This is a genomic window from Poseidonocella pacifica (assembly GCF_900111875.1).
GTDB lineage: Bacteria > Pseudomonadota > Alphaproteobacteria > Rhodobacterales > Rhodobacteraceae > Poseidonocella > Poseidonocella pacifica.
Window position 1 is genome coordinate 447843 of record NZ_FOJU01000002.1, and the last position, 14524, is coordinate 462366.

Consider the following 14524-nt stretch of genomic DNA (forward strand, 5'->3'; position numbering starts at 1 on the left):
ACGTTCGCGTGCCTCTTGATAAGGTCTGCCAGTGGCGTATTCACGCCACATGTTGTGGCTATACCTTATAAGATGCTCTTGCGCCACTATTACTGTTGCGCGAATACATCATCCTTCCGCTAGGTCAGCTTTCGCCGCCGGGTGACCTGTATATCAAGCTCCGTGATCTTCTTGCGCAGGGTGTTGCGGTTGATCCCAAGCAGTTCCGCGCAGCGCGCCTGATTACCGCCGGTGGCATCCAGCGATATCTCGATCAGCGGAAGTTCGATTTCCCGCAGAATGCGATTGTAGAGACCAGCGGGCGGAAGCACGCCGCCATGCAGGTCAAAGTAGCGCTTGAGATGCTGAGCAACCGAAACGGAAAGCTTCTGGTTGTCGGCGCTCCCGATCAGGGGCTCCATCGCAGGTTGATTGCCAAGCACGGTTTCGACTTCGGCCCGGCTGATCGTTTCCTCGCGGGAGGTCGCGACGAGACGCTTCACGGCGTTCTCGAGCTGGCGGACGTTGCCGGGCCAGCTATAGGCACGCATGAGTTTGTCCGCGTCCTCAGAGAGCAGGCGCGTGGAGGCGCCGTCCCGTTCCGACCGGCTCAGGAAAAATTCAGCTAGGAGCGGGATGTCGTCCACCCGTTCACGCAGCGAAGGCACCGAGACCGTCACCCCGGACAGCCGGAAGTAGAGGTCCTGCCGGAAACGTCCGTCCTCGAGCTTGTCATTGAGATCGGTCAGCGAGGTCGCCATGACGCGCGGGGCATTCTCTCCGAGGCTGTCGAGCATACGGACGATGCGAATCTGGCTCTCGCTATCGAGATCCCCCACCTCGTCAAACAGAAGTGAGCCGCCTTTGACACGGGCGAGGACCTGCGCGGGGCCTTCCAACGTCTGCAAATCCCCGGCAGTAACGGTGACGAAGGGTTGGGTCCGCCTGTCGGAGAAATCGTGGATTGCCCGCGCGATGAGGCTCTTGCCCGTTCCGCTTTCACCCGAGATGAGCACCGGCAGATCGGTGTTCATGACCCGCGCGACGAGACGATAAAGTGCCTGCATGGCCGGAGTGCGCCCAACAAGCGGCAATTCATCGGGGCTGGAATCGTCCTCCACCTGATCGCGGCGCGGAATCCTGCGACGGGTCTCCAGCGCCTTGGCGGTCCGTTTCATCAGATCGGGCAGGTCGAACGGTTTTGGCAGATAGTCGTACGCCTCCGCCTCCGCCGCCTGAATCGCCGTCATGATTGTGTTCTGGGCCGAGATGACGATCACGGGCAGTTCCGGTCGCTCCTGGCTGATCTTGGGCAACATTTCCAGCCCGTTGCCGTCCGGCATCATGACGTCCGAAATCACCACATCGCCTTTCCCCTCTCCGACCCAACGCATCAGCGTGGTGAGCGAAGAGGTCGCATGTACCTTGCAGCCTGCCCGGGTCAGCGCTTGCGTGAGCACTGTGCGGATCGTGCGGTCGTCGTCGGCGACCAATACCGTGCCGTCCATATCCTATTCCTTTTCCTTGGGCACCGTTGGCAAGGACAGCCGAAAGACCGTCTTGCCGGGCACAGAGTCCACACCGACCCAGCCATCGTGGTCGGCCATAATCTTGCTAACGAGCGCGAGCCCAAGGCCCGTGCCATTTTCACGCCCCGAAACGAACGGATCGAAGATATCGCCCGCGATGTCCTGCGGAAGACCCGGCCCGTCGTCGATGATCTCAAGTTGCAGCGGAAGGGGGTTTCCGGTGCCGTCCCTGCGGCGCAACCGCAACGAGTATTGATAGAAAGTCCGAAGCCGAATGGTACCACCGGATTTATTCGCGGCCTCGCTGGCGTTCTTGAGAAGGTTGAGCACCACCTGCAAAAGCTGATCCGAGTCGCCCCAAGCCTCCGGGAGGGAGGGGTCATAATCCTCCACGAAGGTCATGTGCGCGCCAAAACCCACCATTGCCGAACGCCGCGCCCGGTCGAGCACATCGTGCAGGTTCACCGGCGCAAGCGATGGGGGACGAAGGTTGCCGAACTGCTCCACCTGTTCCAGCAGGCTCACGATCCGGCGGCTCTCCGCGACAATAAGATCCGTAAGCTCCTGATCCTCGTTCGACAGGTTCATCGACAGCAATTGCGCGGCCCCGGTGATCCCGGCCAGCGGATTCTTGATCTCATGGGCCAGCATTTCGGCCATACCGATTGCGGATTTCGCCGCAGACTTCACCGAATTGGAGTGCGATATCCGCCCGGCGAATTCACGGGGGTGGATCAGAAAGAGCATATGTCCCGGCTGATCCTGCAGCGGAGCGATCTGAAGGTTGCACTGGATCGGCGCACGCTCCCCGCTGCCCACGTCTACGTCGTTGACATATAGGGTCGAACTGTTGGCCCGTGCGCGATCAAAGGCCGCCTCCAAAGGAGAGTCGATTGCGATCTTGTCCCAAAGCGGTGCCCCCTTCAGGGCGCGTTCGGACAGATTGAGGAACCCCTCGGCCGCCGGATTGCTTTCGCGGATCAGGTCCTGCTCATCGACCATGAGACAGGGGACTGGTAGCGAGCTCCAGAGTTGGGTCCAGTTCATGCGGCCGGCTCCCATTCACCGGCGAGCGCCGCATCCAGTTGGCCCAAAACCTTGGCAGGGTCGCGCTCCGTCAGGATCGCGCGCCGCAGGCCCTTTGGCGTTCCAGCTTCATCCATATACCACCCCAGATGTTTCCGAGCGACACGAAGACCCAACTCCGCGCCGTAGAAGCTCAGCATTTCTTCGTAGTGTGACCGCGCCATCTGGGCGAACTCGGCGCCCACGGGTTTCTGCGGTGCCTTCGTCCCATAGAGCGCGTGGGCAACCTCGGCGAGGATCCACGGCCGCCCCTGCGCGCCCCGCCCGATCATCACCCCGTCACCTCCCGAGAGGCGCAGAGCAGTCTCCGCCGATTGCGCATCGATGATGTCACCGTTTGCGATGACGGGGATCGTGATCGCGTCCTTTACTGCCCGGATCGCGGCCCAGTCCGCCCGCCCCTTGTAAAATTGACAGCGAGTCCGCCCGTGAATGGTAATCATACGGATACCGGCACCTTCGGCGCGGCGCGCCAGTTCGGGCGCATTCAAAAGATCGTCGTCCCAGCCGAGACGGGTTTTGAGCGTCACCGGGATATCCACCGCTTCCACCACTGCCTCGATAAGCGTCAGCGCGTGGTCCAGATCACGAAGCAGCGCGCTTCCCGAATAGCCGTTGGTGACCTTCTTGGCGGGGCATCCCATGTTTATATCGATGATCTTGGCGCCACGGCCCGCAATCACGCGGGCGGCCTCAGCCATCCAATGGGCTTCGCGGCCCGCGATCTGCACCGATGTTCCTTCGACCTCGACACCCAGTTCCGCGCGCTCACGAACGCCCGGCTTGGCCTGTACCATTTCCTGACTTGCGACCATCTCGCTCACGACCAGTCCTGCGCCGAAGCGGCGCACCAGATTGCGGAACGGCAAATCCGTGATTCCGGCGAGCGGAGCAAGGAATACCGGGGGAGTCAGCGTTTCGTTTGCCACTGCAATGGCCAAGTGATTATTCCTTGTGCAGATAGGCTCGGGGTATAACCCCCCACCCTCGGGCGCAACGTTTCAGCGACCATCTGCGGCCAATTCTGACGCGACCGCCCAATTTTTGTGCGCCGCTGGCCAATACGTTGTGCATTCCTGAACTGCGACCTAGAACCAAGGGCAAGCAACCAGGGGATGAAATGAGCACAGCAGCGTTGATCATGGCAGCGGGCCGCGGCACTCGTGCAGGGGGAGCGAAGCCAAAGCAATGGCAACGGCTAGGCAACCGCCGAGTCGCGGATTGGACATTGGCCGCCTTCGCCGATCACCCTGCAATCGACCGCATTCTTCTGGTGATAAACCCCGAGGATGCCGCCGAAGCCCCGGACGGGATCGACTGGGTGCCCGGCGGCGCCACGCGGGATGCTTCCGTACGTGCGGGCCTTGAGGCGCTCGCGGATGAGGATGTTACCGCCGTGCTGATTCACGATATCGCGCGCGCTTGCGTTTCGGCGGATCTCATCACCGCAGTGGCTGGCGCCTTGGAAGCGCATCGTGGCGCGGCCCCCGGCTTGCCCGTGGCGGATGCCCTGTGGTCCGGTACAGAAGAAGCCCAAGTTAGGGGGATCGTGCCGCGGGACGGCCTCTATCGCGCGCAGACCCCTCAAGGGTTTCGCTTTGCGGACATTCTCGCCGCCCACCGCGCGCACCCCGGGGGCGCTGCGGATGATGTCGCGGTGGCCCGCGCGGCAGGGCTGGACGTCGCCATCGTTTCGGGCGATCCGGACAATATCAAGATCACCACCCCTGCGGATTTTTCCCGCGCAGAACGCATCCTCGGAGCGCGCATGGATATCAGACTAGGCAATGGCTATGACGTGCATCGCTTTGGCGAAGGAGACGCCGTGATCCTGTGCGGGGTCCGCATTCCATTCGACCGCGGCCTCGACGGGCATTCGGATGCCGACGTCGGGATGCACGCGGTGACGGATGCCATCTATGGCGCGCTGGCCGAGGGCGATATCGGTCGACACTTCCCGCCGAGTGACCCGCAATGGAAAGGTGCCCCAAGCGAGATTTTTCTGCGCCATGCGGTGCAACTCGCCGAACAGAAGGGATACCGTGTCGGGAACGTGGATTGCACCTTGGTGTGCGAAGAGCCCAAGATCGGGCCGCATGCCAGCGCGATGATGGAAAAAATGGGGGATATCATGGGTCTTGCCCCTGATCGCATCTCGATCAAGGCGACCACGTCAGAGCGGTTGGGATTTACCGGCCGCGGTGAGGGGATCGCCGCGCTTGCCACCGCCACGTTGGTGCAGCCATGACACGGCTTATCGCGCTTTGGTTTGGCGTCGGCCTATTGCGCCCTGCACCCGGAACATGGGGATCGCTTGCCGCCCTTCCCTTCGCATGGGTGCTGCACACGATCGGAGGGTTTCCCCTGCTGGCGCTATGCACATTCCTGCTGCTTGCGATCGGCTGGTGGGCCGTGAGGGAGGAAACGCGGGGCGCTGCGGACGAAGACCCATCGGAAATCGTCGTGGATGAGGTGGTCGGTCAGTGGCTTGCGCTCTGGACGGTGTCTTGGGGCGCGTGGCACGTGGGAATGCCTGTCCTCGCCCTCTGGCCCGGGGTCATCTCGGCTTTTGTGTTGTTCCGTGCCTTCGACATCTGGAAGCCCGGACCGGTGGGCTGGGCGGATCGCAAGGGTGGGCCATTCGGCGTGATGCTCGACGATGTGATCGCGGGTGTCTTCGCCGCTGTCGGCACCCTATTGCTCGGTGCGTTTTATCACGTGGTGCTCATGTGACCACGCTGGCCGAAGATACGCTGGCGGCGGCTCGCGCTGCCGGCCTGAAGATCGCAACTGCCGAAAGCTGTACCGGCGGGATGATCATAGCGGCCCTGACGGATGTCGCGGGATCGTCGGATGTGGTCGACCGCGGCTTCGTCACCTATTCGAACCAAGCCAAAATCGACATGCTTGGCGTCCGGGACGAGACGCTGGAGCGGTTCGGAGCAGTATCCGAAGCCATCGCGCGCGAAATGGCTGATGGCGCGTTGGCACGATCAGGTGCAGGCCTCGCCGTCGCGGTCACCGGTATCGCGGGTCCGGGCGGATCGGAGCACAAGCCCGAGGGGCGCGTATGCTTTGGACTTGCGCAGAAGGGCAAGACCACCCTTGTCGAAACGCAGGAATTCGGGCCGATCGGACGAGGCGCCGTACGCCGCGCCACCGTCGAGCACGCCTTGCGCCTGCTAAACTCTGCGGCAAACGGGCCCGGCCAATAACAGCCGGACCCATTCTCGTTCAGCTTGGCGTCTTGGTGGTCCGAAGATAGGGCAGAACCGTCGTGAACTCCCCAAACTTCGCCTTGGCATCTTCATCGCTGACCGTCGCGGGAATGATGACGTCAGAGCCGACCTGCCAGTTTGCCGGCGTGGCCACAGTGTGTTTCGCAGCAGTCTGTAGCCCGTCCAAAGCGCGCAGCACTTCGGCAAAATTGCGGCCCACATTCATCGGGTAGGTCATTGACAGCTTCAGCTTCTTGTCAGGCCCGATGATAAAGACAGCGCGGACGGTCGCGGTGTCATTGGGCGTGCGCCCGTCGGGCAAATAAGCCTCTGAAGGCAACATGTCGAATGCCTTCGAAATCGCAAGATCCGTGTCCGCAATGATGGGGAAACCCGCAGCTTGGCCCGCGACCTTCTCGATGTCTCCCTTCCATTTCTTGTGGTCTTCGACGCCATCGACGGAAACCCCGATCACCTTGGTTCCTCTTGCCTTCCATTCGTCGGCAAGCTGCGCAACCGCGCCAAACTCCGTGGTGCAGACCGGAGTGAAATCCTTCGGGTGGCTAAACAGGATGGCCCAGCTGTCACCGATCCAGTCGTGAAAGCTGATGTCACCCTGATCGGTGCTGGCCGTGAAATCGGGGACGGTATCGTTGATGCGAAGGCTCATGGTCCTCTCCTGTGCTCAGGTTTCGTTCCTTCTGATATCGGTGTTCGGAGGCCAGAATAAAAGCCCATCTTGCAGCGCCTCTGGGCCGGTGACATTCTGCCGCCAACTTGGAAATGGGTGACACAATGCTGGACAGACGCAACTTCTACATCAATGGCGAATGGGCCATGCCGGACGGCGCTCCTACGCTGGATGTCATCGACCCGGCCACTGAGGATGCCGTGGCCACGATTTCAATCGGACGCACCGAAGATGCCGATCGCGCGGTCGCCGCCGCCCGCGCCGCGTTTCCCGACTGGGCCGCAACACCGGTGGCAAAGCGCATCAAGCTGCTGCGACGTCTGGAAGAAATCTATCATGACCGACGCGATGACATGGCCGAGGCGATCAGAATGGAGATGGGCGCCCCCATCGACTACGCCCGCAACAACCAGTGGGGGGCCGGTTCATGGCACATGGGTGGATTCTTTGACGCCCTCGAGAAATTCGCCTTTGAGGAGCGCTTTACCGATGAGGAGGTGCATGTTTACGAACCGATCGGTGTCTGCGGGCTGATCACACCGTGGAACTGGCCGATGAATCAGGTGGTGCTGAAGGTCATACCAGCGCTGGCCATGGGCAACACCGCCGTGCTGAAACCATCCGAGATCGCGCCGCTGTCCTCTCTGCTCTTTGCGGAGATGGTCGATGCTGCCGGCTTTCCCGACGGGGTGTTCAATCTTGTGAACGGTGACGGCGCAGGCGTTGGCGCACGCCTGTCGGAGCATCCGGATATCGACATGGTTTCCTTTACGGGATCCACCCGGGCCGGACGGCTCATTTCCCAAGCCGCCGCAGGCAATCTCAAACGTGTCAGCCTCGAGTTGGGGGGCAAAGGGGCGAACATCGTTTTCGCTGATGCGGACGCAGATGCGGTAGCACGCGGCGTGCTCAACTGCATGTCCAATTCGGGCCAATCCTGTAACGCGCCGACCAGAATGCTGGTAGAGCGGAGCCGCTACGACGCCGCCGTCGAAGAAGCCCGAGCAACCGCCGAGAGCATCGCCACCGGACCAACGACGGAACACGGTGACCATATCGGCCCGGTCATCTCGGAGCTCCAGTTCGACAAGATTCAGGGCCTGATCGAAACAGGCATCGCCGAAGGCGCTCGTCTCCTGGCTGGCGGCGCGGGTCGCCCCGAGGGGCGCAATCGGGGGTTCTATGTGCGGCCCACGGTTTTCGCCGATGTAACGCCGGACATGACGATCTTTCGCGAAGAGATATTCGGTCCTGTCCTTTCGATCACGCCGTTCGACACCGAGCAGGACGCCATCGACCTCGCCAACGACACTGCCTACGGTTTGACCAACTACATTCAAACCGAAGACACCGAAAAGCGTATCCGCGTGGCCAAAGCCGTACGCGCCGGCATGGTCGAAACCAATGGCATCGAACACGCTCAGGGCAGCCCCTTTGGCGGTTACAAGATGTCGGGCAATGGCCGCGAGGGCGGCGTTCACGGCCTGCGGGAATTCAGTGAAGTCAAGGCCATCACCGGCTGGCCGGCATGATCAACCCGCGCTCCATGGCGATAACGTGGGGCGCGGACCCTCATGAACGACAAAAGCCCGGCGACAAACCGGGCTTGCTTCAAAACTGACTTTCCAGAAAATGGTGCGCTCAGTCGGACTGAGTTCGAACGAGATTTTCGAGGAGCTGGAGCGGTGGAATGCGATTCTTGAACCGCAGAAAGACGAGCTTCGGGCGGTGCTGCGCCGGGGGCCACGGCCATGAGCGGGGGGCTGAAGTTCAAGCGGAAACGCGCCGCGCCGTTCTCTATTCGTTTCACCGATGCGGAACGCGAGCGGGTAGAGGCACAGGCCGGGAAAATGCCGGTCGGGGCCTATATCAAGTCGGTCGTGCTTGCCGAGGATGCGCCGCGCTATCGCAAGCGGCGAGCCCTGCCGGAAGAGGACCAACGGCTGCTTGCGGAAATCCTCGCTCGGCTGGGTGCCAGCCGCACGGCGAACAATCTCAATCAGATCGCCAAGCATCTGAACCAGGGCACGCTGGTGATTGATGATGAGTTGGAAGCTGATATTAGGCGCGCCTGCGCCGAGGTAGCCTGGATGCGCGCGACATTGATTGAAGCGCTCGGGCTTAAGGGCAAGCGCCAATGATCCTGGTCGGTTCACAACGCAGCGGTGCCATCGCGCTCGCCAATCATCTGATGAACGCCCGTGACAATGATCATGTCACGGTGTTGGAGATTGACGGCTTCATGGGCGAGGATTTGCATGAGGCCTTCCAGGAAGCGCAGGCCATCGCCAAGGCGACAAAGTGCAAACAGTATCTCTTCTCGCTGAGCCTTAACCCGCCGGAAGATGCCATCGCCTCAGAGCAAGACTTTATCGACGCCGCCAATCGCGCGGGGCGAAAGCTCGGTCTCGACGGCCAGCCCCGCGCCATCGTGATCCACGAGAAGGAAGGGCGGCGGCATGCGCATGTGGTGTGGTCTCGGATCGATGCGGATGAGTTAAAAGCGATCAACCTGCCCCATTTTAAAGCGAAGCTGCGCGATGTGGCGCGCGATCTGTTTCTCGAACATGGATGGGAGATGCCGGAAGGCTTGGCCAATTACGGTCATCGCAATCCGCTAAACTTCACCCTGGCCGAATGGCAGCAAGCGATGCGCCACAATACCGATCCTCGCGAGATCAAGGCGGCGCTGCGAGAAGCCTGGGCGCAATCGGATGATGCCAAATCTTTGAATGCGGCCCTGGAAGAACGTGGCTTCTATCTTGCGAAGGGCGATCGCCGTGCGGCGGTCGTGCTCGATATCAACGGCAATCTCTATGCGCTTGGCCGTTGGTCCGGCGTGAAGGCCAAAGAGGTCAAGGCGCGGCTTAGTGATCTTAATTCCCTGCCATCCGTGCAGGAACGGCAAGCCGATCTCAAAGTCAAAATGACCGCCCAGGTCAGGGATTATATCGAGAGCGTCACCGGCAAGCATGTCTCGGAGATGCAGCCCTTCCTGGACAGAAAAGCGGAGCTGACCCGTCACCAACGCGATGAACGCCAACAGCTCAAGGCCAAGCAAGAGGAGCGCTGGCGCAGTGAGACAAAAGCGAGGATGGATCGGCTCAATAAAGGTCTTCGCGGGCTCTTCGACCGCCTGACCGGCAAGGCGAAGTCGATCCGAGCCGACAATCAGAAAGAGGCTCTGGCCTGCGTCCGGCGCGATCAGCGCCAACGGGATGATCTGGTCGAAGCGCAGATGAAGGACCGCAAGGCACTGCAAATCGAGATGCTAAGCATCAAGCGCAAACAAAAGCAGGAAAGGTCGATCCTGGCGCGGAATATCCGTGATTATCTCCGCCGCCAGTCTCAGGATCATTTCCCACCGGATCATGAGCGCGAGCGGCGTCGATCGCGCACGCGTGGGCTCGATCTGAACCGCTGAGCTTTCGCATTACCCGTTGATACCCGCGCTCTACCCGCGCGGGCGGGTCGAACATGTCCTTAGTGACGAGGTCACTTGCAACCTCCACATGAAAGGACATGTGACAATGCGGTGGACATATCTCATTCCAACCGGCGGCCCGGTGCTACTTTGGGCCTGCCTCTACGGCGTAAGCGCTGCGGCGCAGAGCTTCGGCTATAATCCCTATAACGACTATTACACAGAGATGATGCTCATGCGGCTTGGCATGATGCTCATCGCCCCCACCCGCAAGGGCAAGGGGGTTTCGCATACGCGGCAACCTCCTTGTCGTCTTCGATGAGCGGCTGAAGTCCGTGCAGATAGTCGGCGGCACGCTGGGCATGCGCGGCGGCGGCAAAGATCGCGCGCTTGTCATTCTTCAAAACCTTCAACCAGCTCTGGATATAGGCCGCGTGATCTTCGCCTGGCTCAGGGGTGAGACCCAGATCAGCACACAGGAACGCCGCGCCAAGCTCGGCAACCAGCTCTTCGCGGGCGTAGCCTTCATCGCCCCATTTCTTGCGGCCAAAGTCACGGGCAAGGCGCGTGTCGTGCTTCGTCCAGTGGGTGAGCTCATGCGCCAAGGTGGCATAGTAAGCTTCGGGGCTCATGAAGCTTTCAAAGACGGGCATCTGCACATGATCGCTGCCACCTGCGTAATGGGCAGAATTCCCACCATGGCGGATGTCGGCACCGGTTGTCGCAAAAAATGCATCTGCATGCGCGATCCGTGACGCTGGGTCAATCACCGGATCGGGCTTGGTGTAGTAATGATCCGGTAAGCCCTCGATCTGCTCGACGTTGAACACGGTGTATCCCTTCATAAAGGGGATAGAGCGCTCTTGCTCGCTGCCGTCGTCCTGCTCCTCGGTTTTGGTGATGGTGTTGGCATAGACCACGAGATTGCCGCGCTCGCCTTTTTTCACTTGGGCGCCAAGCTCCTTGGCCTGCTTGAAGGTCATCCAGTACGGGGAGAAAAATCCGCCTTCGATCGCTGCTCCCCACAGCATCAGAATATTGATGCCGTTATAGGGTATGCCGCTATGGCGTAGCGGCTTGATGATCCGCCCATCTGCGTTGCCTGAGTTCCAAGGCTTCAGCCATGAGAGCTCGCCCTTTTCGAGATCGGCAATAATCTTGTCGGTGACTTTCTGATAAACATCTTGTTTCATTGGCTTTTCCTTTCCTAGGTTACCGGTTGCGCATGCAACCGGGACTAGGCCCGCGCCAATGAGCGGGGGGATGGCCGTCAAGACCGTGTCCGGTGGAGGGGGATCACCCGACCTGCACTGACCGAAGGGAAGGAAGGTTGGGGAGACCGCCGGACACGCCCGAAGCCAAAGCGAAGGGCTTGGTCTTGATGGCCTGGGGGCTGCAAGCCCCAAGCAGAACAACAGAGCTGTCAGCCCCAAAGGGCTGGTATTGTTCTAGAAACACGCAAGGGATGGATGCCGGATGGCCGAGACTGTCTGCCAGGCTCGGTTTACGACAGCCCGACCACGTGAGGGGTGCGCCCAACGTTTTCACAGGCCAAAATATGCGGTATGATGGATGTAAAGAAATTATAGCCGAATGATGAACTCATGCCATTAACCATACAAATTGTTCCCTGCAACTTTGTCGGTGATTTCAAGGTTGGCGACAATCTTGTATATAACGCTGGCGTTCTGACGGATCTCGCACAAAATAACGAGGATGGACGCTTCAATAAGCTAATCTCTTTGCAAGCGGGTTCTATCCTGGAGGCCTCGATGGCGGAGATAATCTTCCGTGCGCAGAATTTTAACCGAGAGGGCGTGCCAAATATTTTGGAGGCAGACAGGCAAGAGATTGCAGGAAAGAAGATAGACAAATTTAACAACACAATCGATGTCTTCCGGAAGTATAGTATTATAGACGGTATAGGTGGAGGCATTTATGAAGATCTTCACGTGATCCGGAAATTCAGAAACAAGATCCATGTTCAAGACGATATCAGTATTGCGGGTGTATCGCGTGATGAGGTCATTGCATTCGACAATGGCCGAATGGAATGGATCGCCAACAAATCGTATGAAACCATCTTCTTCCTATCCCAAAATTACTCCAGACCAAGGGGCATCGCAAACTTCGTCGGAGACCTTAGGCTTCCACGCTTTGATTAGTGCTTTGAAAAAGTGAGCTGGGGCGCTTTGATCGATTAGCTTTTCCTGAGCGGGCAACGCTTCATAGTGCCGCAGCAAACTCGGCGCTCTACTTTCAAACTATCGACTATGCGAGTTTCGATGCGCTGTCGTTCATGCTCGTTCAGCACCAAGTCTTCAATAACTTTTCGGTTAGGACATTCCGCACGCAATATTGGCTTATGCGCACGATTACAGCCAGCGTCACAGCTAGTGACATAGCAGGACGCTTTCCTAAGGAGTTTGTGTTTCCAGGTGCAACCGCGCGGGCAAGGGCTTCGGGCATTGACAACCCTGTCCCTCTGTTTGGAAATACGGGGCAACTGTTCAGCAAGCCAACCTTTGCCGCGGAAAATGGCATTCCATAGATCATCCTTCCAACCTAGCGGCTCTGCCAGTGCTTCCATTTTGATCTGTATGTGCGCTGCATCGCCGTGGCTTAGACCTGATCCCAACGGCCATATGCCTCGCTTTTTCGCGTAGACTTGGTTTGCAAGATAAACTGCTAGGTAAGACCACCACGTCTTCGCGGCCTCCGTATCCTCTAGCGGATGCTCCGAACGAAAGAACACGCAAAACGTGCTGTCAGGATTGATATGTCGTTCCAGACAAAATTCAGGAAGCTGACGTTGGTCCTGCACCTCACTGACCGCGACGCCTCCATGCTCAGATACCTCTAGCATCAGCCAAAACCCGCCAGGAAATGAGCCGCCGAGGCCGGGCGGCGAAGCCAGAACGGTTGCCATCTCTTGCTGTCTTTCCTTGATGCTCACCCATTCTGGTACGCTCCGGAGTAGTTGTTGGACGGCATTCATTTCGGCTTGAAGTGTGCCCGTGGCTGAGGAACCTGGCTAGGGACGTGAGCCCTCGCATAATTCGGGCTGGCTACCGCCGCCGGAGCGACCGAAAGACAGACAGCAACATCATCGTAGTCGAGGCTGGCGGCATATCCGTCCTTGTCCAGAAGGTCTTCGAGCGCGACGGGAGCGACGCGCAGAGCCCGAGGCCCAAGTTTGACGCCATTATCATCGCACTCGCGCTGCATCTGCTCCGAACGCGTGGTGGCGACGCTCGATGCTACTCGGACAGAGCGATCTCCGCGAATACCGATGCGAGAAATCGGAGTCTGCCCAAGCTCCATACCGATGGCCAAGCCAAGACTCTCAAGATTACCAAGTACAAACTTGCACAGGTCGAACGAAGAGTGCAGGCCGCCAGCGCACTGAGCAGCAGTCGAAACGCTCATGCGCTCATCAGTTTCGATGCGGCTTCCTTCTGCCAGGAGCGCATGGATACAGTCTCCGATGAACCTTACCTTTCTGCCACCAAAGTCTTTCTCGACAACGTTCTGAAATTCTGAACGAATAACGTGGAGCGCCCGAACAGCTTCACGAATAGCCCCTGAGGCGACCGCACGGTCGATGTAGTCTGTATATCCAGACAGGTCAGCGTACATGGATACCAAGGGCATCCTGATTGAACGGCTCGGCGAAAGCTCAGCGTAGTCGATCTTGCTGAGTGGGGGCTCCCTGTAGGAGAAGCTGAAACTCGGATCGGTGAAGTCAGGAAATTCTCCGCGGCGGATTTCTTCTTTCCAGCCAGCAACAACGTCCTGAGTATAGCCTTGACGATCCTGGACACCGAACACCATCCTCCCGCTCGCATCTTGCCGAGCAGCATTAGTGACAATGTCTGTTTGCGACAGTGCTACGAACTCGTTGATGATGCCGAACTCTTGAAGTTTCAGGAGCGCGCGCACCTTGTCCGATACATAAACCCCGGGTTCCTTGCCAAAAGCCAGCTTTGCAGAGTGATTGGCAGCGCTGCCGAGGAACATCGGCTCTTGCTCGCAGCCTGTTCCGTTGTTGATGGCAACGCATGTGCCAACATCAATGCCGATACGAAACTCAGCGCTGAATTCACTTCTGGCAAGCTCTCGGTTCGCCGCATCAGCAACGCGCTGGAAGTCATCGATAAACGCGAAGGCCTGAGCTAGGGTGTCGCGGGTAACGCCATGTTTTCCGGGCTCCAGCACAACAGCGTGAACGCGCCCGTTGTGGAAATCCACGCGCTGCGCGGCTGAGGTCTCAATAGCGCGGTCCGCCGCACTATAATAGAGGTGAAGCAGACGCATGGCACGCTCATGTGAAGCTTCTGTCTCGTGGCCCTCCTCAAGGCGGAACTCGTCGTAGTTGGTAATCGCAATGTAAATCTGGACGGTGTCCACCACGATTGCCTTACCTCTTGGCAAGCTGAACAGTGGCGGCGTGGAGGGCAGCTTCTGCGCTGCGCGCATAGCCATGTCTTCCTGATACAGGCGGTAATAATCTTCGAAACGCAGAACATTAAAGTCCGGCGCCTCCCCCTTGAGCTTGTTGATGCGCGCAAGCGCTGTTGCCTCGTTCCAGGCCATC

The 14524-nt window shown here is 59.2% G+C and carries 14 protein-coding genes; 7 read left to right on the forward strand and 7 right to left on the reverse strand.

Going from position 1 to position 14524, the window contains the following annotated elements; genetic code table 11:
* Positions 1 to 119: 119 nt before the first annotated feature.
* Genes BM234_RS07300 through dusB form a run of 3 tightly spaced genes read right to left on the reverse strand, consistent with a single transcriptional unit; the run spans position 120 to position 3535 of the window.
* Positions 120 to 1487, reverse strand: a complete 1368-nt coding sequence (locus BM234_RS07300) for a response regulator (RefSeq protein WP_092062503.1) — start codon at positions 1485 to 1487, stop codon at positions 120 to 122.
* Positions 1488 to 1490: 3 nt separating this feature from the next.
* The gene (locus BM234_RS07305) at positions 1491 to 2555 is read right to left on the reverse strand and encodes a two-component system sensor histidine kinase NtrB (RefSeq protein WP_092062506.1); all 1065 of its coding nucleotides are present in this window, start codon (positions 2553 to 2555) and stop codon (positions 1491 to 1493) included.
* Complete coding sequence (gene dusB / locus BM234_RS07310; protein WP_092062509.1) at positions 2552 to 3535, reverse strand: tRNA dihydrouridine synthase DusB; 984 nt, start codon at positions 3533 to 3535, stop codon at positions 2552 to 2554. Before dusB ends, BM234_RS07305 begins: the two co-directional genes overlap by 4 nt.
* A gap of 179 nt (positions 3536 to 3714) precedes the next feature.
* Here dusB and BM234_RS07315 point away from each other — a divergent pair, with 179 nt between their 5' ends.
* Genes BM234_RS07315 through BM234_RS07325 form a run of 3 tightly spaced genes read left to right on the forward strand, consistent with a single transcriptional unit; the run spans position 3715 to position 5809 of the window.
* Positions 3715 to 4842, forward strand: a complete 1128-nt coding sequence (locus BM234_RS07315; protein WP_092062512.1) for a bifunctional 2-C-methyl-D-erythritol 4-phosphate cytidylyltransferase/2-C-methyl-D-erythritol 2,4-cyclodiphosphate synthase — start codon at positions 3715 to 3717, stop codon at positions 4840 to 4842.
* The gene (locus BM234_RS07320) at positions 4839 to 5327 is read left to right on the forward strand and encodes a phosphatidylglycerophosphatase A family protein (RefSeq protein WP_092062515.1); all 489 of its coding nucleotides are present in this window, start codon (positions 4839 to 4841) and stop codon (positions 5325 to 5327) included. The genes BM234_RS07315 and BM234_RS07320 overlap by 4 nt, the downstream gene beginning before the upstream one ends.
* Before the next feature lie 5 nt (positions 5328 to 5332).
* Positions 5333 to 5809 carry a CinA family protein gene (locus BM234_RS07325; RefSeq protein WP_092063278.1) on the forward strand — a complete coding sequence of 159 codons (477 nt, stop codon included), beginning with the start codon at positions 5333 to 5335 and terminating at the stop codon, positions 5807 to 5809.
* Positions 5810 to 5828: 19 nt separating this feature from the next.
* On the opposite strand, the gene BM234_RS07330 is transcribed toward BM234_RS07325, so the two are convergent.
* Entirely contained in the window at positions 5829 to 6482 is a 654-nt protein-coding gene (locus tag BM234_RS07330) for a peroxiredoxin (protein WP_092062518.1), read from the reverse strand.
* A gap of 125 nt (positions 6483 to 6607) precedes the next feature.
* Here BM234_RS07330 and BM234_RS07335 point away from each other — a divergent pair, with 125 nt between their 5' ends.
* The 3 genes from BM234_RS07335 (at position 6608) to BM234_RS07345 (ending at position 9927) form a co-directional block, all read left to right on the forward strand.
* Positions 6608 to 8035, forward strand: coding sequence for an aldehyde dehydrogenase family protein (locus BM234_RS07335; RefSeq protein ID WP_092062522.1), 1428 nt, complete (start codon positions 6608 to 6610; stop codon positions 8033 to 8035).
* A 219-nt stretch (positions 8036 to 8254) separates the two neighbouring features.
* On the forward strand, positions 8255 to 8644 hold the full coding sequence (mobC, locus tag BM234_RS07340) for a plasmid mobilization relaxosome protein MobC (RefSeq protein WP_245752541.1): 390 nt from the start codon (positions 8255 to 8257) through the stop codon (positions 8642 to 8644).
* Positions 8641 to 9927 carry a relaxase/mobilization nuclease domain-containing protein gene (locus BM234_RS07345; RefSeq protein ID WP_092062524.1) on the forward strand — a complete coding sequence of 429 codons (1287 nt, stop codon included), beginning with the start codon at positions 8641 to 8643 and terminating at the stop codon, positions 9925 to 9927. Before mobC ends, BM234_RS07345 begins: the two co-directional genes overlap by 4 nt.
* 254 nt (positions 9928 to 10181) lie before the next feature.
* Here BM234_RS07345 and BM234_RS07350 read toward each other — a convergent pair whose 3' ends face one another.
* Positions 10182 to 11120: an ArdC family protein gene (locus BM234_RS07350; RefSeq protein WP_092062527.1), complete on the reverse strand. Its 939-nt coding sequence runs from the start codon at positions 11118 to 11120 to the stop codon at positions 10182 to 10184.
* Positions 11121 to 11531: 411 nt separating this feature from the next.
* On the opposite strand from BM234_RS07350, the gene BM234_RS07355 reads away from it, so the two are divergent.
* Complete coding sequence (locus tag BM234_RS07355; protein WP_092062530.1) at positions 11532 to 12092, forward strand: hypothetical protein; 561 nt, start codon at positions 11532 to 11534, stop codon at positions 12090 to 12092.
* A 35-nt stretch (positions 12093 to 12127) separates the two neighbouring features.
* On the opposite strand, the gene BM234_RS17250 is transcribed toward BM234_RS07355, so the two are convergent.
* Both BM234_RS17250 and BM234_RS07360 read right to left on the reverse strand, forming a co-directional pair.
* Entirely contained in the window at positions 12128 to 12856 is a 729-nt protein-coding gene (locus BM234_RS17250) for an E2 domain-containing protein (RefSeq protein WP_139226778.1), read from the reverse strand.
* A 65-nt stretch (positions 12857 to 12921) separates the two neighbouring features.
* Positions 12922 to 14523, reverse strand: coding sequence for a nucleotidyl cyclase domain-containing protein (locus tag BM234_RS07360; RefSeq protein WP_092062533.1), 1602 nt, complete (start codon positions 14521 to 14523; stop codon positions 12922 to 12924).
* Position 14524 lies beyond the last annotated feature (1 nt).

What these genes read in the sequence shown, in the direction of transcription:
- mobC (WP_245752541.1), top strand. Translation starts at nt 8,255, where the DNA reads ATGAGCGGGGGGCTGAAGTTCAAGCGGAAACGCGCCGCGCCGTTCTCT.
- BM234_RS07360 (WP_092062533.1), bottom strand. Translation starts at nt 14,523, where the DNA reads ATGGCCTGGAACGAGGCAACAGCGCTTGCGCGCATCAACAAGCTCAAG.
- BM234_RS07350 (WP_092062527.1), bottom strand. Translation starts at nt 11,120, where the DNA reads ATGAAACAAGATGTTTATCAGAAAGTCACCGACAAGATTATTGCCGAT.
- BM234_RS07320 (WP_092062515.1), top strand. Translation starts at nt 4,839, where the DNA reads ATGACACGGCTTATCGCGCTTTGGTTTGGCGTCGGCCTATTGCGCCCT.
- BM234_RS07300 (WP_092062503.1), bottom strand. Translation starts at nt 1,487, where the DNA reads ATGGACGGCACGGTATTGGTCGCCGACGACGACCGCACGATCCGCACA.
- BM234_RS07345 (WP_092062524.1), top strand. Translation starts at nt 8,641, where the DNA reads ATGATCCTGGTCGGTTCACAACGCAGCGGTGCCATCGCGCTCGCCAAT.
- BM234_RS17250 (WP_139226778.1), bottom strand. Translation starts at nt 12,856, where the DNA reads ATGGCAACCGTTCTGGCTTCGCCGCCCGGCCTCGGCGGCTCATTTCCT.
- BM234_RS07305 (WP_092062506.1), bottom strand. Translation starts at nt 2,555, where the DNA reads ATGAACTGGACCCAACTCTGGAGCTCGCTACCAGTCCCCTGTCTCATG.
- BM234_RS07335 (WP_092062522.1), top strand. Translation starts at nt 6,608, where the DNA reads ATGCTGGACAGACGCAACTTCTACATCAATGGCGAATGGGCCATGCCG.
- BM234_RS07330 (WP_092062518.1), bottom strand. Translation starts at nt 6,482, where the DNA reads ATGAGCCTTCGCATCAACGATACCGTCCCCGATTTCACGGCCAGCACC.
- BM234_RS07355 (WP_092062530.1), top strand. Translation starts at nt 11,532, where the DNA reads ATGCCATTAACCATACAAATTGTTCCCTGCAACTTTGTCGGTGATTTC.
- BM234_RS07315 (WP_092062512.1), top strand. Translation starts at nt 3,715, where the DNA reads ATGAGCACAGCAGCGTTGATCATGGCAGCGGGCCGCGGCACTCGTGCA.